Annotated in this window: 19 protein-coding genes and 1 riboswitch; of the genes, 4 read left to right on the forward strand and 15 right to left on the reverse strand. The window is 67.5% G+C overall.

The annotated features are described in order from the left end of the window. Positions 1–269 precede the first annotated feature (269 nt). From DK254_RS15155 to DK254_RS15170, 4 genes are all read right to left on the reverse strand, one after another. Complete coding sequence (locus DK254_RS15155) at positions 270–1,205, reverse strand: glutathione S-transferase family protein (RefSeq protein ID WP_109934419.1); 936 nt, start codon at positions 1,203–1,205, stop codon at positions 270–272. Positions 1,206–1,279: 74 nt separating this feature from the next. Further along, a complete protein-coding gene (locus tag DK254_RS15160) occupies positions 1,280–1,579 on the reverse strand; it encodes a GIY-YIG nuclease family protein (protein WP_089389540.1) in 300 nt (99 codons plus the stop codon). Next, positions 1,576–2,274: a glutathione S-transferase family protein gene (locus DK254_RS15165; protein ID WP_109934420.1), complete on the reverse strand. Its 699-nt coding sequence runs from the start codon at positions 2,272–2,274 to the stop codon at positions 1,576–1,578. Before DK254_RS15165 ends, DK254_RS15160 begins: the two co-directional genes overlap by 4 nt. Positions 2,275–2,377: 103 nt before the next feature. Then, positions 2,378–2,848 carry a nuclear transport factor 2 family protein gene (locus DK254_RS15170; protein WP_109934421.1) on the reverse strand — a complete coding sequence of 157 codons (471 nt, stop codon included), beginning with the start codon at positions 2,846–2,848 and terminating at the stop codon, positions 2,378–2,380. A gap of 111 nt (positions 2,849–2,959) precedes the next feature. On the opposite strand from DK254_RS15170, the gene DK254_RS15175 reads away from it, so the two are divergent. Continuing rightward, the gene (locus DK254_RS15175; RefSeq protein WP_109934422.1) at positions 2,960–3,916 is read left to right on the forward strand and encodes a GlxA family transcriptional regulator; all 957 of its coding nucleotides are present in this window, start codon (positions 2,960–2,962) and stop codon (positions 3,914–3,916) included. Positions 3,917–4,336: 420 nt separating this feature from the next. Here DK254_RS15175 and DK254_RS15180 read toward each other — a convergent pair whose 3' ends face one another. From DK254_RS15180 to DK254_RS15225, 10 genes are all read right to left on the reverse strand, one after another. Then, positions 4,337–4,567, reverse strand: a complete 231-nt coding sequence (locus DK254_RS15180; RefSeq protein ID WP_089390683.1) for a hypothetical protein — start codon at positions 4,565–4,567, stop codon at positions 4,337–4,339. Then, positions 4,564–5,268 (reverse strand): lipopolysaccharide kinase InaA family protein, encoded by a 705-nt coding sequence (locus tag DK254_RS15185; protein ID WP_109934423.1) that lies wholly within the window; start codon positions 5,266–5,268, stop codon positions 4,564–4,566. Before DK254_RS15185 ends, DK254_RS15180 begins: the two co-directional genes overlap by 4 nt. Positions 5,269–5,270: 2 nt before the next feature. Continuing rightward, positions 5,271–5,942, reverse strand: a complete 672-nt coding sequence (locus tag DK254_RS15190) for a class I SAM-dependent methyltransferase (protein ID WP_109934424.1) — start codon at positions 5,940–5,942, stop codon at positions 5,271–5,273. Between the two features lie 79 nt (positions 5,943–6,021). After that, on the reverse strand, positions 6,022–7,299 hold the full coding sequence (locus DK254_RS15195; RefSeq protein ID WP_109934425.1) for a HAMP domain-containing sensor histidine kinase: 1,278 nt from the start codon (positions 7,297–7,299) through the stop codon (positions 6,022–6,024). After that, positions 7,289–7,972, reverse strand: a complete 684-nt coding sequence (locus tag DK254_RS15200; protein WP_089390679.1) for a response regulator transcription factor — start codon at positions 7,970–7,972, stop codon at positions 7,289–7,291. Before DK254_RS15200 ends, DK254_RS15195 begins: the two co-directional genes overlap by 11 nt. 195 nt (positions 7,973–8,167) lie before the next feature. Next, positions 8,168–8,551 (reverse strand): fluoride efflux transporter CrcB, encoded by a 384-nt coding sequence (gene crcB / locus DK254_RS15205; RefSeq protein WP_109934426.1) that lies wholly within the window; start codon positions 8,549–8,551, stop codon positions 8,168–8,170. A gap of 63 nt (positions 8,552–8,614) precedes the next feature. Further along, positions 8,615–8,677, reverse strand: a riboswitch (Fluoride riboswitch). Positions 8,678–8,752: 75 nt separating this feature from the next. Next, positions 8,753–10,393 (reverse strand): chaperonin GroEL, encoded by a 1,641-nt coding sequence (gene groL, locus DK254_RS15210; RefSeq protein ID WP_089390677.1) that lies wholly within the window; start codon positions 10,391–10,393, stop codon positions 8,753–8,755. Positions 10,394–10,441: 48 nt separating this feature from the next. Continuing rightward, a complete protein-coding gene (locus DK254_RS15215) occupies positions 10,442–10,735 on the reverse strand; it encodes a co-chaperone GroES (protein ID WP_009617968.1) in 294 nt (97 codons plus the stop codon). Between the two features lie 192 nt (positions 10,736–10,927). Beyond that, positions 10,928–11,395: an FxsA family protein gene (locus tag DK254_RS15220; protein ID WP_089390676.1), complete on the reverse strand. Its 468-nt coding sequence runs from the start codon at positions 11,393–11,395 to the stop codon at positions 10,928–10,930. Positions 11,396–11,459: 64 nt separating this feature from the next. Then, positions 11,460–12,197, reverse strand: coding sequence for a HugZ family protein (locus DK254_RS15225; RefSeq protein ID WP_109934427.1), 738 nt, complete (start codon positions 12,195–12,197; stop codon positions 11,460–11,462). A 106-nt stretch (positions 12,198–12,303) separates the two neighbouring features. Here DK254_RS15225 and DK254_RS15230 point away from each other — a divergent pair, with 106 nt between their 5' ends. Beyond that, a complete protein-coding gene (locus DK254_RS15230) occupies positions 12,304–13,062 on the forward strand; it encodes an SDR family oxidoreductase (protein ID WP_109934428.1) in 759 nt (252 codons plus the stop codon). 101 nt (positions 13,063–13,163) lie between these two features. On the opposite strand, the gene DK254_RS15235 is transcribed toward DK254_RS15230, so the two are convergent. Further along, entirely contained in the window at positions 13,164–14,168 is a 1,005-nt protein-coding gene (locus tag DK254_RS15235) for a DUF481 domain-containing protein (RefSeq protein WP_109934429.1), read from the reverse strand. A 180-nt stretch (positions 14,169–14,348) separates the two neighbouring features. On the opposite strand from DK254_RS15235, the gene DK254_RS15240 reads away from it, so the two are divergent. Then, a complete protein-coding gene (locus DK254_RS15240; RefSeq protein ID WP_177412065.1) occupies positions 14,349–14,732 on the forward strand; it encodes an MGMT family protein in 384 nt (127 codons plus the stop codon). Between the two features lie 35 nt (positions 14,733–14,767). After that, complete coding sequence (gene ampG, locus DK254_RS15245) at positions 14,768–16,582, forward strand: MFS transporter AmpG (RefSeq protein WP_109934430.1); 1,815 nt, start codon at positions 14,768–14,770, stop codon at positions 16,580–16,582. Positions 16,583–16,879 lie beyond the last annotated feature (297 nt).

The following is a 16,879-nucleotide window of genomic DNA, read 5'->3' on the forward strand; positions in this document are numbered from 1 at the left end:
CGGACCTTGTCCGCGATAGCCGGACATTCCGGCGCGATTCGCGGATTAGATCCGCTCCTACGTCCCCCCACCCACGCCATTCCCCGTAGGGCGCATAACACCTACGGCGTTATCCGCCGTTGTCCCGGCTGTAGGAGCGGGCCCTGCCCGCGATTCGCGCGCAGGGCGCGCTCCTACAAGGGAATGGCGTGAAGGGAATGGCGTGGCTGGCGCTTTTCGTAGGAGCGAGCTTGCTCCTACGAAGGGCCAAGGGCCGTGGCTCCTGCGTTTCAGCGCGCCTCGATGCGGAACCCCACCCGCGGGAAATGCACATGCACCACCCCAGCGCGCGGGTCCTCGCGGCGCAGGATCAGTTCCTCGCTGCCCAGGTGCAGCAATTCCCCTTCCACCGGGTCGACGCCGTAGTCGGTCGCCGCCGCCACCACCCGCTGGCCGGCCTGCAGGCCGTTGGGATCGGCGAAGGGTTCGTCCGGCAGCGCCGCCGGCTGGCTGCCGCGGGCCACGGCGATGGCATCCTCGCTGCTCATCTCGCTCGACGCGCCATGGCCGAAGCCGAGCACCCGGCCCAGCCAGGCCTGCACCGCGGGGTAGGCGTCCACCAGCGGCGAGGTCACCGGGGTGGCCTTGACGAACCAGAGCACGTGGGCCACGGCGAAGTCCGCCAGGGACGGCTCGCCGAACAGGAAGTCGCCCTCCTCCCGCGCCAGTTGCTGCTCCAGCCGCGCCATGAACACCGGCCACTGCTGGCGCGCCTGCTCGGCCGGCAGGCGCGCGGCGCTGCCGCCGCTGAACAGTTGGCTGCGGTCGGCGACGAAGGCCTTGAGGAATTCCGGCGGCAGCTTGCCGAAGCGCACGGCGATGGATTCGGGCTGGAACACCAGGCTCACGCCGTGCTGGAACAGCACCGAGTCGGCCCAGGCGGCGAAGGCCGCGACGGTGAACTCCTGGCCTTCGGGGAACAGCGCCGGGGTGGCCTTTTCCTGCTCCAGGCGGCGGGCGATCAGCGCGGTGTCGCAGTAGACGTCGGCGCCCACCTGCAGCACCGGGGTCTTGCGGTAGCCGCCGGTGAGCGCCATCAGGTCCGGCTTGGGCATGATCGGCGGGATCAGCACCGAGCGCCACGACAGCTGCTTGAAGCCCAGCAGCAGGCGGGCCTTCTCGGCGAAGGGGGAGGTCGGGTAGTGGTGCAGGATCAGCTCGGACATGCGGGGCTCCGTTGGCCGGCGTTGAGGGCTTTCCAGCTTACCCCGCCGCGGTGCGCGGTCCTACCCGTTCGAAACTATGGCGGGCTATCCGCCGCGCTGATGGCCAGGGCCGCGCCGGCCAGCACCAGGCGCTCCTTGGCCGGCTTGCCCAGGGCCTTGATCGCGCGCTCGCGGCGCAGCGCCTCGCCCTTGCCGGCGCAGGCCTCGACATAGACCAGCGCCTGCGCCGGGCTGGAATGGAAGAAGCGCGCGCCGCGCCCGCTGCAGTGCGCCTCGAAGCGCCGCTGCGGGTCGTCGCTGATGCCGCAGTAGAGCGCGCCGTTGGCGGCACGCACCAGGTAGACGAACCAGGGCTTGGGCTCGGCCAGGCTCATGTCCAGACCCGCTGCTGCATGCGCTCGCAGTAGCCGACCAGCCGCTCGTATTCGCGCGCCATGTGGTTCAAGGGGGTTTCCAGGGTGCTGAGGATCAGGTTGGCGAGTATCCCATAGGCCGCGGCATCGGCGCTGCAAGGCTGGGCGCCGCCGAAGTACGGCAGGTCGCCGAGCATGCCGTCGAGGGCGTCGAGGTCCTGGCGGGCGAAACTCAGCAGTTCCTCGCGGCTGTGGGCGGTCAGCCCGCGGCCGCGCATCTCGCCGCGGATCTTGCGGCGGATCAGCGCCCCCACCAGCGGCCGCACCGGGCCGGGCACGCCGCGCAGCAGCACCGGGGCGACCTGCCGCCAGCCGTCCGCCTCCAGCCAGCGGAAGTACATCAGCAGCGGCGTCAGGTGCTCGTCGCACAGCCGCGTGATCGACACCGCCCAGCCACGGCCGCGGGCGTCGAGGCCGGCGTCCAGGTCCAGGGCGAAGCGCTGCTGCAGGTCGTGGATGATGATCTCGGTGTCGGCGACGGTCTGCCCCTCGACCTTGATGAAGGGCAGCTTGCCCTTGGGCCCCTTGCGCGGGTCCGTCACGTGCTGCACCTGGTATTCCAGCCCGGACAGGCGCAGGAAGGTCTCCAGCTTCAGGCAGAAGGGGCTGACGTTGGGCACATTGAAGGCCGGGGGAAACTGGAACAGGGTGATCATGGCGGGGCTTCCTGCGCGGGCTCGCCTGACATTTAAGCCCATGGCTCGCGCCCCGGCGAGCCCTGTCACAGTGCTATCAGACTTGACTGATGCCCGGGCCGCGCTAGCCCCGGGCCTGGAACGCCGCCAAGCCCTTGCGCGCCTGGCGGCGGATGGCCGCCTGCACCGGCGGCGCCCAGCCCAGCAGCAGGCCCTTGGCGCCCAGCGCCTGGCGGGCCCAGCGCCAGAGATCGAAGTCGTCCTGGTGGCGGACGATCAGCCCGGCCTCGAAGGCGAAGCGCGCCTGGATGCGGTTGACCACCGGGCGCCCGGTCTGGGTGAAGGTGTAGCACGCGGTCCAGCGGGCGCCGCCGTTGCGCTCGTCGGCCCAGACCTGGTCGAACTCCAGCTGCAGGTCCTGGGCGCGGCGCATGAGCATGCGCCACATGTCGGCGGCCTCCACGCCGACCAGCTCGCCGAAGGCGGGGTCGCGGAAGTGCACGTCCGGCGCGTAGCAGGCGGCCATGGCCTCGCCGTCGCGGCGCTGGAACGCCTGGTAGAAGCGGGTGATCAGCTCAGCGTTGGGATGGGCCATGGCGGGGCTCGCAAGGGTGGGTACGGGCCATTGTCCGGCCGCCGGGGCTGGACACCATTGTCATTATCGACAACATTGTGACCGATACCGCCATCCATCAAGCGCCACGCCATGTTGCCAGTCGCCCTCTACGTCTGCCCGCAAACCGTGCTGTCCAGCCTGGGCCTGGCCCTGGACGGCCTGCAGCTGGCCAACCGCCTGGCCGGCCGCGAGCTGTTCCGCGTGCGCCAGGTCAGCGCCGATGGCGCCGCGGTGCCACTCACCCACGCGCGCATCGAGGCGCAGGCGGCGCTGGCCGCCGTCGCCAGAGACGAGCTGCTGCTGATCCCGGCCACCGGCAGCGACATCCCGGCCATGCTCGCCGGCAACCCGGCGCTGCTCGCCTGGCTGCGCCAACAGCCGCGGCAGCGGGCGCTGGGCAGCCTGTGCAGCAGCGCCTTCCTGCTGGCCGAGGCCGGCCAGCTCGACGGCCACCGCGCCACGACCCACTGGGCGCTGGCCGCGGAGTTCCGCCGGCGCTACCCGCGGGTGAAGCTGGAGGCCGACGCCCTGTGCACGGAGGACGGCGCCCGCCTGTGCTCCGGCGGCGCCCAGGCCGGGCTGGACCTGTGCCTGCAACTGATCGCCCGCCACGGAGGCCGCGCCCTGGCCCGCCAGGTGGCCGCCGTCCTGGTGTTCGACGACGCACGCGGCAGCCAGGCGCGCTACGCGCCGCTATTGCCGCAACCACCACGCAGCACCCTGGCGCCGCTGCTGGACTGGTTGCGCCAGCACCACGCCGAGCCCATCGACCTGCCGGCCATGGCCCACCGCGCCCACTGCTCCAGCCGCACCCTGCTGCGGCGCTTCCACGCCGAACTGGGCATGACGCCCAACGAATACCTGCAACGCCTGCGCATGGACGCCGCCCGCGAGGCCCTGGCCGATCCGGCGCGCTCGCTGGAGCGCATCGCCAACGAGGTGGGCTATGCCGACCGGGCCAGTTTCGCGCGGTTGTTCAAGCAGTTGTGCGGGGAGTCGCCGGGGGCTTATCGGCAGAGGTTGCAGGGGCGGCTGGCGGCGCCTTAGATCGCGGGCGGAGTCCGCGCCTACGACAGCGGCCAAGCGTAGGGCGAATAACCGTTCGCGGTTATCCGCCGCCATCCATGCCACCAGGACGTCCGGCGTGGCCGGTGAATCCGATCGCGGACAAAGTTGCTCCTACAGGGAAATGCCACGCCTTCCGGCAACCTGTAGGAGCGAGCTTGCTCGCGAACGGACTCCGCAGCGGGGTTTATTCGCGAGCAAGCTCGCTCCTACGAAGAGCATTTCGGCGCGGGCCGCAAGACAGTTGCTCCTACGGGTACAGGGAAGCACGGGTGTAGGAGCGGACTTTGTCCGCGATTGGACTCACCGGCCACGCCGGGCGCCCCAGTGCATTATGAAAAATGCCGTTTCCCCCATAGGGAGAAACGGCATTCTTTTCTTCACCGCCGAGGCGGACTCGACTCAACGCGGCGCGCTGACACCGCCCTGGGACATGCCGAAGAGGAACAGCAACAGGTCGTGGTCGGGACGCGCCGCCTGCTTGGCCTGCACGTTCGCCGGCACACGGCAGCTGGCCTGCTGGCCGTGGGAGCCGATCACTTCGGGGCCCGGCTCGTGCCAGGCAGCTGCCGCCAACGTTGCCACGCCCAGGGCGCCAACGAGGAGCAAACTTCGTGTGATTTCTAGTTTCATGTCTGCAACCCTTTGATGGCGCTGCCAAACGCCGCCTCGTAACCATAGACAAAGGCTTGCCACTGCGCTTCCGTCCACGACGAACGGCGCTTCACCTGGCGCAGGTCGTGACGGGCCGCGCGCCTGGCGCTGAAGCGCTGGCGGGCCTTTTCCATGTCGATCAGGGCAACGTCGATCTGCTCGCCCTCGACCTTGACGAAGACATGCTTGAGGTACAGGCAGCCATGCTGCCAGCGGCCCAGGTTGAGCCTGGCCAGGGTCCTGCCGTACTGCTGCAGGACGCGCTGGTGCACGGCCTCGCCCCAGCGCTCTTGGTCGCCGCGGGCGTAGCAGTCTTCCAGGCTCGAATAGCCGTCCAGCGACTCGGTGACCAGCAGGGCCTGCCATTCGCCGTCCACCTTGCGGCAGCCGGCGTAGACCAGGGTCGGTACCTTGACGCCGAGGGACGCGGCGGCCTGCAGCGCATCGCGCTCGCGGATGGCGGTCGGGTAGCCGAAGGGGTGCAGCAGGTCACGGTAGATGTGCCCGACCTGCTGCTTGCGATAGAGCAGGCGGCCATCGTCGGTCAGCACGCGCTGGACCCCGCTCTCGCCGCCGCGGCGCCGGTTCGGCTCCTCTACCCATTTGCCGGGAATCTGCAACCAGCGATCGATGGCATCTTCACCGGAAATTCGCTGCAGAGCTGCCAAATCAGCGCCCATCATTACTCCTTACGCAGAATGTAGACCCGCCACATGTGCACCAGCGGGACGAAATCGATATGGTCCTGCACCGCGAACCCGGCCTGGCGGAACTCCTCCTCGATGGTACGGGCAGGAATCACGAAGCGGTTCTGGTACGTGTGCTTCTTGCGCCCAGTCTCGGCGCGACGACGTTTCCAGGCCTTGAAATTGCCGTCGACCCACAGCGAGAGGATCACACTGTCGCGGGTCACGCGGTGGAACTCGCGCAGCATGGTCATGCGGTCGCTCGATTCACCGATGTGGTGCATCAGGCGCATGCTGAAGATGCTGTCGACGGCGTTGTCCGGCAAATCGATGGCGAATGCCGAAGTCTGCAAAGGCCGCACGCGTTTGACAACCTCCACCGGCTGGCCGGCGCAGGCCACGGCGATCATGTCGGCGGAATTGTCCGCACCGATGATCACCCGGTTGTCCTTCTCGGCCAGCATCGGCCAGAAGCGGCCGGCGCCGCACGGCAGGTCCAGCACCAGGTTCGGCTGGCCGGCCAGCTTGAGCGCCTGGCGGGCGATCTGGACATCGCGCCAATGGGAAAGTTTCCGGGACAGCCCACTGCGATGCTTGCGCAGGTAGCGCTCGGCATGCTGACGGTCGTACTTCTGGGAAAACTCGAGCTCGACGGGCTTGTCGCTCATGATGGGGTTCCTGCTCATTTTTTATACGAAACTACGGGTGATTCTGTATCCATGCGGTCATGCGCATGTGAAAAATTCGTCAAGCCTCGCCGACCAGGCGGACCTCGAAACGGCAGCCGTGCGGCTGGGCCGGCGTCAGCTTGACCTCCCAGCCTTCCGCCGAGCAGATCCTCTTCACCAGCGAAAGGCCCAGGCCAAGGCCCTCGCCGCGCTGTTGCGGGCCGCGGACGAAGGGCTGGAACATGCGCTCGCGCTGCTCCTCGGGGATGCCCAGGCCACTGTCCTCGACGACGAAACCGCTGGCGGACAATTGCAAGCGGATGTGTCCTGCATCCGTGTAGTGCATGGCGTTGCGCAGCAGGTTGCTCATCACCGAGCGCAGGAAGGCCGCGTTGTATTGCTCCGGCGGCACCGCCTGTACCTCGTAGATCAGCTGCAGCCCCTTGGCCTCGATCGGCCCGCGCCATTGCCCGGCCAGGTCGTCGGCGATGCGCTGCAGGCCGGCCCGCGGGGCGATGTCCAGCTCCTTGGTGCGCGAGCGCGCCAGCATCAGGAAGGTCTGCACCAGGTCGCGCATTTCCTCGCTGGCGGTGGTGATCCGCGCCAGCTGGGTACGCGCCTTCGGGCTCAGGCCCGGTTCCTCGGCGAGCAGCTCGCTGCTGCTGGCGATCACCATCAGCGGCGTGCGCAGCTCATGGCTGACATCGCTGGTGAACAGTTTTTCCCGGGTCAGCACCTGGTGCAGTTGCCCGATGGCATAGTCGAACGCCGCCGCCAGCTCGCCGACCTCGTCGTGGGCGTAGTCCGGCGCCAGCGGCGGCGCCAGGTCCAGCAACTGGTCGCGGTGCCGCACCTGGCGCGCCAGGCGCACCACCGGCTCCATCACCTTGCGCGAGAGCAGCCAGCCGAGCAGGCCGGCCAGCGCCAGGCTGAGCACGTAGCCGGTCACCACGGCGGCGTACAGGACCTGCTCGCGCGCCTCGAAATCGCTCTGGTCCTGCAGCAGCACGTAGCGGCGGCCATCGGCGTCGCGCACCAGCGCATGGAACGACAGCTCGCCGTCGAACACCTCGTGGAAGCCCGACTCCAGGCGCTGCAGCGCCGGCGGCATGGCATAGACGCCGACGCCGTCGCTGACGAAGAAGCGCATGCCGGGGTCCAGCCGCGGGCCCCTGCCGCTGCGCAGGTCCTCGTTGATGATGCGGTCCAGCTCGCCCCCCAGGTCACGGGAAATCAGGCGCTCCTCGACCACGTGCACCACGCCGACGATGCTCAGCGAAAACAGGCCGCCGACCAGCGCGGTCATGAACACGAAAGCAAAGACGATCCGGCGGGAAAGGCTCTGCCTATACTCCATTCGTTTCCTCCGCCAGGCGGTAGCCGACACCGTGGACGGTGTGCAGCAAGGGCATGGCGAAAGGCTTGTCGATCACCTGGCGCAGCTGGTGGACGTGGCTGCGCAGGCTGTCGCTGTCCGGGCAGTCGTCGCCCCAGACGGCTTCCTCGAGCACGTCGCGGCGAACCACGTGCGGGCTCTTCTGCATCAGCACCGCCAGCAGCTTGAGGCCGATGGGGTTGAGCTTGAGCGGCCTGCCGCCGCGGTTCACTTCCAGGGTATCGAGGTTGTAGCTCAGGTCCGCCACCTGCAGTTCTCGACGGCCGCCGCCCTGGGTCCGGCGCAGCACCGCCTCGATGCGCGCGGCCAGCTCCGACAGGGCGAAGGGCTTGAGCAGGTAGTCGTCGGCGCCGGAACGGAAGCCCTGCAGGCGGTCGTCCAGTTGGTCGCGGGCGGTCAGCATGATCACCGGGGTGTCGCGCCGCGCGTCCTCGCGCAGGCGCCGGCACAGGGTGAAACCGTCCAGGCCGGGCAGCATCACGTCCAGGACGATCAGGTCGTAGTGCGCGGTCGCCGCCAGGTGCAGGCCGGACAAGCCGTCCTGCGCGCAATCCACCGTGTAACCCTTGAGCCCCAGGTAATCCGCCATATTGGCCAGGATGTCCCGATTGTCTTCAACCAACAGAATCCGCATGTTCCTCTCCGCTTTGCAGGGCACCCTAGACTAGCTCGCTTAATTGGAACTTAAGCGTCTTTGACGTTTTTTTCACAACGCCCCGGGCCGGCGGCGAGGCCGCGCCAGCCTTGGCGTGAAGGGAGCGGATGCGAGGTGCTGCGAATGCGCGGGGGGCTTGCCTGCGGGGCTGCCATCCGGCGCCCCCGCGACGGCTCACTTGCCCATCAGCCAGTTGCCGGTGAACAGGCCGAGCAGGGTCATCGCCAGGGAACCGCTGACGTGCACCACGATCGCCCCCATGGCCCAGGCCAGGCGGCCTTCCTGCAGCAGGGTGACGACCTCCGCGGAGAAGGTCGAGAAGGTGGTCAGGCCACCGCAGAAGCCGGTGATGATCAACAGCCGCCATTCCGGCGCTATGCCCTGGGCGCTGGCGAAGTAGGCGACAGCGAGGCCGATGATGTAGCCGCCGATCAGGTTGGCGGCCAGGGTGCCGGGGGGCACGGTGGGCATCAGGCTGTTCAGCTTGAGGCCGAGGTACCAGCGCAGCAACGCGCCGATGGCGGCGCCGAGGGCGATGGCGAGAACCGGTTTCCACATGATCCTGTCCTTGAGGGGCTTTCGGACAGGCCGCAGGCGAACGCCTACGCGCCTGGTCCAGGTGAATGCGTAGGCATCATCAGCCACGGGGGCGGTTGAAGGAGGAATGCCATCTCCTGCGCGGCACATCTTGGCACAAAGCGCCGGAAACGAAAAAGCCCCGCCGAAGCGGGGCTCTTTCTCAGCCAGGGGCCGGGAGGCTTACATCATGCCGCCCATGCCACCCATGCCGCCCATGTCCGGCATGGCCGGAGCGGCCTTGTCGTCGACCACTTCGGCAACCATCGCCTCGGTGGTGACCATCAGGCCGCCGATGGAGGCAGCGGCCTGCAGGGCCGAACGGGTGACCTTGGCCGGGTCCAGGATGCCCATCTCGATCATGTCGCCGTAGACACCGGTAGCGGCGTTGAAGCCGAAGTTGCCGGCGCCTTGCTTGACCTTGTCGACCACCACGCTCGGCTCGTCACCGGCGTTGGCGACGATCTGGCGCAGCGGGGCTTCGACGGCGCGACGCAGCAGGGCGATGCCGACGTTCTGGTCTTCGTTGTCGCCCTTCAGGCCTTCGATGGCCTGCAGTGCGCGCACCAGGGCCACGCCACCGCCGGGAACCACGCCCTCTTCCACCGCGGCACGGGTAGCGTGCAGGGCGTCTTCGACGCGGGCCTTCTTCTCTTTCATCTCGACTTCGGTGGCAGCGCCGACCTTGATCACGGCAACACCGCCGGCCAGCTTGGCCAGGCGCTCTTGCAGCTTCTCACGGTCGTAGTCCGAGGAGGTCTCTTCGACCTGCTTGCGGATCTGGGCGACACGGGCCTCGATGTCGGCCTGGGAGCCGGCGCCGTCGATGATGGTGGTGTTTTCCTTGTTGATGGAAACACGCTTGGCGTTGCCCAGGTGCTCCAGGGTGGCGCCTTCCAGGCTCAGGCCGACTTCTTCGGAGATGACGGTACCGCCGGTCAGGATGGCGATGTCCTGCAGCATGGCCTTGCGGCGATCGCCGAAGCCCGGGGCCTTGACGGCGGCGACCTTGACGATGCCGCGCATGTTGTTGACCACCAGGGTGGCCAGGGCTTCGCCCTCGACGTCCTCGGCGACGATCAGCAGCGGACGGCCGGCCTTGGCGACGGCTTCCAGCACCGGCAGCATTTCGCGGATGTTGGAGATCTTCTTGTCGACCAGCAGCAGCAGCGGGTTTTCCAGCTCGGCCACCATGGTGTCCGGCTTGTTGATGAAGTAGGGCGACAGGTAGCCGCGGTCGAACTGCATGCCTTCGACGACGGACAGTTCGTTCTCCAGGCCCGAGCCTTCCTCGACGGTGATGACGCCTTCCTTGCCGACCTTGTCCATGGCTTCGGCGATGATCTGGCCGATGGATTCGTCGGAGTTGGCGGAGATGGTGCCTACCTGGGCGATGGCCTTGGAGTCGGCGCAGGGCTTGGCCAGGTCCTTCAGCTGGGCGACGATGGCCACGGTGGCCTTGTCGATGCCGCGCTTGAGGTCCATCGGGTTCATGCCGGCGGCAACGGCCTTCAGGCCTTCGTTGACGATGGCCTGGGCCAGGACGGTGGCGGTGGTGGTGCCGTCACCGGCGGCGTCGTTGGCCTTGGAGGCAACGTCCTTCACCAGTTGGGCGCCCATGTTCTCGAACTTGTCCTTCAGCTCGATTTCCTTGGCGACGGACACGCCATCCTTGGTGATGGTCGGTGCGCCGAAGGACTTGTCCAGCACGACGTTACGGCCTTTCGGGCCGAGGGTGGCCTTGACGGCGTCGGCCAGCACGTTCACGCCGACCAGCATTTTCTTGCGAGCGGAATCGCCGAACTTAACTTCTTTGGCAGCCATGTTCTCTTTCCTCTAAATCGAATTCGGTGGGGTGGGTGGCGGACCGGATCAGTCTTCCAGGACGGCGAGGATCTCGGACTCGCCCATCACCAGCAGTTCTTCGCCGTCGACCTTGATGGCGTTGCTGCCCGAGTAGGGGCCGAATACCACCTTGTCACCCACCTTCACTGCCAGGGCGCGAACTTCGCCGTTGTCCAGCACGCGGCCGGCACCGACGGCGACCACTTCGCCACGGTTCGGCTTCTCGGCGGCGGAACCCGGCAGCACGATGCCGCCCGCGGTCTTGGTTTCTTCCTCGCTGCGACGAATGACGACGCGGTCATGCAGAGGACGAAGCTTCATAGTCGTAACTCTCCCAAACAGTGGTTTCCAACGGCCGGATCGATGTCCGGCAGGTTTTGTTGAAGCCGGCTTCGCCGGTTTGCGGCCCGACGGGCGAGCCGCATAAGACAGCCTGTCCGAATGACAGGGACCTTGCGGTGCCTGCTACATGAGGTCGTCGTGGGGCATTTCAAGGCCGAGGGGAAAAAAATTTCAGCGCAGGCGATCATTGTCGCGGCGTTCGAACTCGCCCTCGATCACGTTCGGCCCTTGTGGGCCGCGCGATTGCGCCGACGGGTCGTCGGCGAAGGCGCGGCGGCGCTCCTCCTGCTCGCGCATGCGCCGGCGCAACCCGCCCAGCAGCAGGCTGCGGGTGAACGGCAGCAGGCAGAGCAGGCCGAGAATGTCGCTGATGAAGCCCGGCAGCATCAGCAGGGCGCCGCCGACCGCGATCAGCAGGCCCTCGAGCATTTCCTGCTCGGGCACCTCGCCGCGGGACAGACGCTCGCGGGCGCGCCACAGGGTGGCCAGGCCGGCCACGCGCAGCAGCGCCGCGCCGAGGAAGGCGCTGGCGACCAGCAACAGCAGGGTCCAGCCAACGCCGATGACGCTGCCGACCTTGATCAGTACGGCCAGTTCGATCAGCGGGAAGAGCAGCAGGAAGAACAGGGTGACTCGCATTTCAGGGGTCCTTGGCGGGGCGTCGGCCCGGATATTCCGTAGTTGGCGCCGACACCCGCCTATTTCAAGCCTGGATCACCTCGTTGCCCGGCCAGGCCTGCGCCCGCGCCAGTTGCACCAGCGCCTGGCGCACCTCGCCAGGGTTGGCACAGGGCGCCGGGAACGGCAGCCAGTGGAGGATGGAGCCGACGCGCAGGTGGAAACCTTCTGTATCGATTCCCACCAGTTCCGGGGCCTCGCCCACCGGCAGGCCGGCCAGTTCCAGGTAATGCACGATGGCATTGGCGTGGTCCTGGTTCATGTGCCCGGCCATGCCCTGCTCCACCTCGCCGGCGAAGGGGTTGGCCAGGGGCACGCTGTCGGCGCCCAGCCAGTGGATGTCGCCGAAACCGCCGATGAAGCGCCACTGCACCGGTTGCAGCACCCAGAAATCGAAGTCGTGGGCCTTGTGGTAGTCGCGCGAGCCGGGGAAGTAGGCGTAGTAGCGCTGCGCCGCGGCCTCGATCTCCTCGACGTCCTCCAGCGGACGGGCCTCGGCCAGCAGGGTCAGGCGGCCGGCGGCCTGGATGTCGTCGGCGCCACGTTCGCCCACCAGCAGCGAGCACTTGGCGTCGGCCTGCAGGTTGTGGGTGTGCTGGGCGATCCGGCTGATCAGGATCAGCGGCCGGCCGGCGCCATCCAGGCAGTATGGGACCACCGAGCCGAAGGGGTAGCCCGGCCACTTCTTCGACTGGGTGGAAAGCACTGCGCGGTATTCCTTGAGCAGCAATTCTCGGGCATTCTTGGCAGCTTTCACGCTCACCTTATGACTCCTCGCTAAGAATCCGTCGCAAACGGACGGGCACAGAAAATTCGTTCACCGTTGCCGGCGAGGCCATTCACCAGACATTGCCGTGGGGATTCCAACCATGCAATTGCAAGACAAGGTCATCATCATCACCGGCGGCGGCCAGGGCCTGGGCCGCGCCATGGGCGAGTTCCTCGCCGCCAAGGGAGCGAAACTGGCGCTGGTCGACCTGAACCAGGAGAAACTGGACGAGGCGGTCGCCGCCTGCAAGGCCGCCGGCGGCGACGCCCGCGCCTACCTGTGCAACGTGGCCAACGAGGAACAGGTTAGTCACATGGTGGCCCAGGTGGCCAGCGACTTCGGCGCCATCAACGGCCTGGTGAACAACGCCGGCATCCTGCGCGACGGCCTGACCATCAAGGTCAAGGACGGCCAGCTGAGCAAGATGAGCCTGGCCCAGTGGCAGGCTGTGATCGACGTCAACCTGACCGGCGTGTTTCTCTGCACCCGCGAAGTGGCGGCGAAGATGATCGAGCTGGACAACCAGGGCGCGATCGTCAATATCTCCTCCATCTCCCGCGCCGGCAACATGGGCCAGGCCAACTACTCCGCGGCCAAGGCCGGCGTCGCCGCCGACACCGTGGTCTGGGCCAAGGAACTGGCGCGCTACGGCATCCGCGTGGCCGGCGTGGCGCCGGGCTTCATCGAGACCGACATGGTCGCCAGCATGAAGCCCGAGGCCCTGGAGAAAATGACCGCCGGCATCCCGCTCAAGCGCCTGGGCCGCCCGGACGAGATCGCCCACTCGGTGGCCTACATCCTCGAGAACGACTACTACACCGGCCGCGTGCTGGAGCTGGATGGGGGGCTGAGGCTGTAAAGCGGCGACAGGCTTCAGGCGGCAGGCGGCAGGCAGGAGCGAAGAGCCGAATCGCTACGCTCTTCGCCTGTAGCCTGTAGCCTGCCGCCTGTAGCCCTCTCTTACCAACCCACCCCGATCCCCAGCGTATAGCGCCGCTGGTTCACACCGCCGTCCTCGGCGCTCAGGCGGTCCCACTCGCCCTTCAGGCTCAGCGCCGCCCAGGAGGTCAGCTTGTAGCGGATGCCCGCCTCGCTCTCCACCTCGTAGTCCACCTTCGACGACAGCGGCTTGCCCACCTCGCCGTTGGTGAAGATCTCGAACTGCTTGGCTAGCAGGTAGCGGTTGTAGTCCCACTTCACGCTCGCCGAGTAGAAATGGTCCTTCTCGCCGCCCACGAAGTCGTAGTCGTTGCGGTTGACCAGGGTGGCCAGGGAGAAGGCGCCCAGCTCGTTGTCCCAGAACTGGTAGCCGGGGCCGGTACCGACGGTGCGCTTCTTCTCCAGGTCCTCGACCCAGTCGCGCTTGTATTCCACCTTGCCCTGCCAGAACCAGTGCTCGTCCAGGAAGCGGTCCAGGGCGTACTCGGCGGAGTAATTGTTGACGCTGACCGAGTCGTCCTTCTTCTCGCGGTTGTACTCGCCCTGCAGGTTGTGCCGCCACATGCCGTGGCGGGCGTTGGTCTTGAAGTCGACGTCGTAGTCCTCGACATCGTTCTCGGCCATGCTGTGGTCGACGGAGAAGTCCACCTGGCCCTTCCACACCCAGTCCTGCAGCAGCGGACGCGGCGGCACTATCTGCTCGATGCTGGCCAGGGGCACCGTTTCCTCGGCGCCGTTGACCAGGGTGACCTTGCCCGGCTCGGCGGCCTTCAGGCCCTTGGAATGCTCGCCGGTAGCGTCCTCGTCGTGCTTGACCAGCAGGTTCTGCTCGGTCTGCAGGGTGGCGATCTTGTCGCCGGTCAGGGTGACCTCGCCGGCGTAGTCGGTGGCCAGCACCAGGCGGCCCCCGTCGTAGAGCTTGATCTTGCCGGTCAGCCGGTCACCGTTCTTCAACCAGACGGTATCGGCCAGGGAGGTCAGCGGAGCGGCGGCGACGGCAAGGCACAGCAGGGTTCTCGACAGCATGAGTGGCATTCAATTCGGACGGCTGGAACAAAAGCCGGGCATTATCCGCACACCCGACACCAGAGCAACGACTGACCGGCCCCCATGCGGGGAGTTCAACTGGATGGATGAAGGGCACCTCCTGCATCATGGCGGCTCTATGCTGTCGACCAGGCCCCACTGCCAGTGGAAAACCGCCCCATGCCCTCGAGAAAACCGCCCGCGCCCCTTCCGGAAAACACCGCAGACCTGGGCCTGGAAAGCCTGCAGGTACGCCGCGAGGCCATCTACCTGGCCTTGTCGCAGGTACCCGAAGGCTACGTGGTGAGCTACGGCGAGCTGGCCCGCATGGCCGGCCTGGGCCGCTCGGCGCGCCTGGTGGGCCGGGTGCTCAGCCAGTTGCCGGAGGGCTCGCGCCTGCCCTGGCACCGAGTGATCGCCGCCGGCGGGCGCATCAGCCTGCCGCTGGGCAGCCCGGGTGGCGACGAACAGCGGGCACGATTGCGCGCCGAGGGAGTCCGAATCCACAACGATCGGGTGGACATACGTCGGCACGGCTGGCTTCACGGCGGGCTCTGCGAGTAGAGTTCGCGTAATTTTTTGCGTGCTGGAAACCTTTCATGAAGAAGCACTCCTGGCGAGAGGCACTGGTTGCCTACAAGTCTCCCGCCAGTCTCGCGCTTTTGCTGCTCGGCTTCGCCGCCGGGCTGCCGACGATGCTGGTCTTCACCACCCTCTCGGTGTGGCTGCGGGAAGCCGGCGTGGCGCGGGAAACCATCGGCTTCGCCAGTTGGCTGGGGCTGGTCTACGCGTTCAAGTGGGTGTGGTCGCCGATGCTCGACCAGTGGCGCCTGCCCATCGTCGGCCGGCTCGGCCGGCGCCGCTCCTGGCTGGTGTTCTCCCAGGCGCTGATCGCCATCGGCCTGCTCGGCATGGCCCTGTGCAACCCGCAGAGCCACCTGCCCTGGCTGATCGGCCTGGCCCTGGTGGTGGCCTTCGCCTCGGCCACCCAGGACATCGCCATCGACGCCTACCGCCTGGAGATCGCCGAGAACACCCGCCAGGCCGCCCTGGCCGCCTGCTACATGACCGGCTACCGCGGCGCCGTGCTGCTGGCCAGCGCCGGCGCGCTGTTCCTCGCCGAGTGGCTGGGCTCCAGCAGCCTGCACTACAGCCAGGCGGCCTGGGGCCTGACCTACGCGCTGTTCGCCCTGCTGATCCTCCCCGGCCTGATCACCAGCCTGCTGATCCGCGAGCCCGACGTGAACGTCCAACCGCAGGCGGTGGGCAACTCCGCCTACGCCTTCAACCACCAGTTGCTCTCGGTGCTGCAACTGCTGGTGCTGCTGATCTCGGTGCCGGCCATGCTCACCGCGCTGACCAACCAGGCCTGGCCGCGGGCGGGGCTCTATGCCCTGTTCATCGTCCTCTGCCTGAGCCCGCGCGGGCGCAAGCAGATCCGCCCGGTGCGCGAGCTGCTCTCGCGGGTGCGCCGGCCACTGCTGGTCGCCGCCCACGGCAAGGGCGTGCCGCAGTTCGACTTCGTCCACCAGGCGGTGTCGGTGATAGTGCTGATCATCCTGCTGGTGACCGGCACCGCCATGACCAACTCCGCGGGCGCCGGCAAATGGTGGCTGGCGAGCCTCTACCTGCTGATCGCCCTGAGCTGCCTGTCGGCCCCCGGCCGCCTGCTGATGGCGCCGGTGCTCACGCCCATCACCGAGTTCATCCGCCGCTACCGCTGGCAGGCGCTGCTGCTGCTCGGGCTGATCTCCACCTACCGGCTCTCCGACACCGTGATGGGCGTGATGGCCGGGGTGTTCTACATCGACATGGGCTTCTCCAAGGAAGTGATCGCCACCGTCAGCAAGCTGTTCGGCGTCATCATGACCCTGGTCGGCGCGGCGGCCGGCGGCCTGCTCATCGCCCGCTTCAGCATCCTGCCGATCCTGTTCCTCGCCGGCGCCGCCTCGGCCGGCACCAACCTGCTGTTCGCCATGCTGGCGCACATGGGGCCAATCACCGACCCGAGCGTGATCGGCGAGGACGTCTTCACCCTGCTGCGCGAGTTCGAGCCCCACATCAGCATGTTCGTGCTGACCATCATGCTCGACAACTTCAGCGGCGGCCTGGCCGCCTCGGCCTTCGTCGCCTACCTGTCGAGCCTGACCAACCTGAAGTTCTCCGCCACCCAGTACGCCATGCTCAGCTCCACCATGCTGCTGCTGCCACGCTTCATCGGCGGCTACTCGGGCAAGATGGTCGAGCACATGGGCTACGAGCACTTCTTCTTCGTCACCGCCGTGCTCGGCATCCCCACCCTGCTGCTGATCGGCTGGCTGTGGCTGCGCCGCGACAAGGGCATGCCCGACGGCGTACCGCGCGAACCGGAAGAGCCGGTAGCCACGCGGCACAGCGCCGAGCGCAGCGGCTGAGCTGCCTTGGGCGGGCCCTGCCCGCGATTCGCGCGCAGGGCGCGCTCCTACAGGGGAATCCGCACCGAGGCGCCGTCGTAGGATGGGTATCGCGTCGCTCCACCCATCCTACGCCAGAATTTCCCCCTCGACCTGTAGGAGCGGGCCCTGCCCGCGATTGCGCCGGCAAGGCCGGCGCAGAAACGAAAAAGGCCGGCACATGCAGACTGTGTGAAAACACGCTGAGAGCAAGGCCAAGCCAACGCCCCGACTGGTTCGGGGCGTTGGCTTTTCTGGGGAACATCAGGCCATCAATTC

The sequence above is a fragment of the Pseudomonas sp. RW407 genome (assembly GCF_003176655.1).
Lineage (GTDB): Bacteria > Pseudomonadota > Gammaproteobacteria > Pseudomonadales > Pseudomonadaceae > Pseudomonas > Pseudomonas delhiensis.

What these genes read in the sequence shown, in the direction of transcription:
- DK254_RS15155 (WP_109934419.1), bottom strand. Translation starts at nt 1,205, where the DNA reads ATGTCCGAGCTGATCCTGCACCACTACCCGACCTCCCCCTTCGCCGAG.
- DK254_RS15160 (WP_089389540.1), bottom strand. Translation starts at nt 1,579, where the DNA reads ATGAGCCTGGCCGAGCCCAAGCCCTGGTTCGTCTACCTGGTGCGTGCC.
- DK254_RS15165 (WP_109934420.1), bottom strand. Translation starts at nt 2,274, where the DNA reads ATGATCACCCTGTTCCAGTTTCCCCCGGCCTTCAATGTGCCCAACGTC.
- DK254_RS15170 (WP_109934421.1), bottom strand. Translation starts at nt 2,848, where the DNA reads ATGGCCCATCCCAACGCTGAGCTGATCACCCGCTTCTACCAGGCGTTC.
- DK254_RS15175 (WP_109934422.1), top strand. Translation starts at nt 2,960, where the DNA reads ATGTTGCCAGTCGCCCTCTACGTCTGCCCGCAAACCGTGCTGTCCAGC.
- DK254_RS15180 (WP_089390683.1), bottom strand. Translation starts at nt 4,567, where the DNA reads ATGAAACTAGAAATCACACGAAGTTTGCTCCTCGTTGGCGCCCTGGGC.
- DK254_RS15185 (WP_109934423.1), bottom strand. Translation starts at nt 5,268, where the DNA reads ATGGGCGCTGATTTGGCAGCTCTGCAGCGAATTTCCGGTGAAGATGCC.
- DK254_RS15190 (WP_109934424.1), bottom strand. Translation starts at nt 5,942, where the DNA reads ATGAGCGACAAGCCCGTCGAGCTCGAGTTTTCCCAGAAGTACGACCGT.
- DK254_RS15195 (WP_109934425.1), bottom strand. Translation starts at nt 7,299, where the DNA reads ATGGAGTATAGGCAGAGCCTTTCCCGCCGGATCGTCTTTGCTTTCGTG.
- DK254_RS15200 (WP_089390679.1), bottom strand. Translation starts at nt 7,972, where the DNA reads ATGCGGATTCTGTTGGTTGAAGACAATCGGGACATCCTGGCCAATATG.
- crcB (WP_109934426.1), bottom strand. Translation starts at nt 8,551, where the DNA reads ATGTGGAAACCGGTTCTCGCCATCGCCCTCGGCGCCGCCATCGGCGCG.
- groL (WP_089390677.1), bottom strand. Translation starts at nt 10,393, where the DNA reads ATGGCTGCCAAAGAAGTTAAGTTCGGCGATTCCGCTCGCAAGAAAATG.
- DK254_RS15215 (WP_009617968.1), bottom strand. Translation starts at nt 10,735, where the DNA reads ATGAAGCTTCGTCCTCTGCATGACCGCGTCGTCATTCGTCGCAGCGAG.
- DK254_RS15220 (WP_089390676.1), bottom strand. Translation starts at nt 11,395, where the DNA reads ATGCGAGTCACCCTGTTCTTCCTGCTGCTCTTCCCGCTGATCGAACTG.
- DK254_RS15230 (WP_109934428.1), top strand. Translation starts at nt 12,304, where the DNA reads ATGCAATTGCAAGACAAGGTCATCATCATCACCGGCGGCGGCCAGGGC.
- DK254_RS15235 (WP_109934429.1), bottom strand. Translation starts at nt 14,168, where the DNA reads ATGCTGTCGAGAACCCTGCTGTGCCTTGCCGTCGCCGCCGCTCCGCTG.
- DK254_RS15240 (WP_177412065.1), top strand. Translation starts at nt 14,349, where the DNA reads ATGCCCTCGAGAAAACCGCCCGCGCCCCTTCCGGAAAACACCGCAGAC.
- ampG (WP_109934430.1), top strand. Translation starts at nt 14,768, where the DNA reads ATGAAGAAGCACTCCTGGCGAGAGGCACTGGTTGCCTACAAGTCTCCC.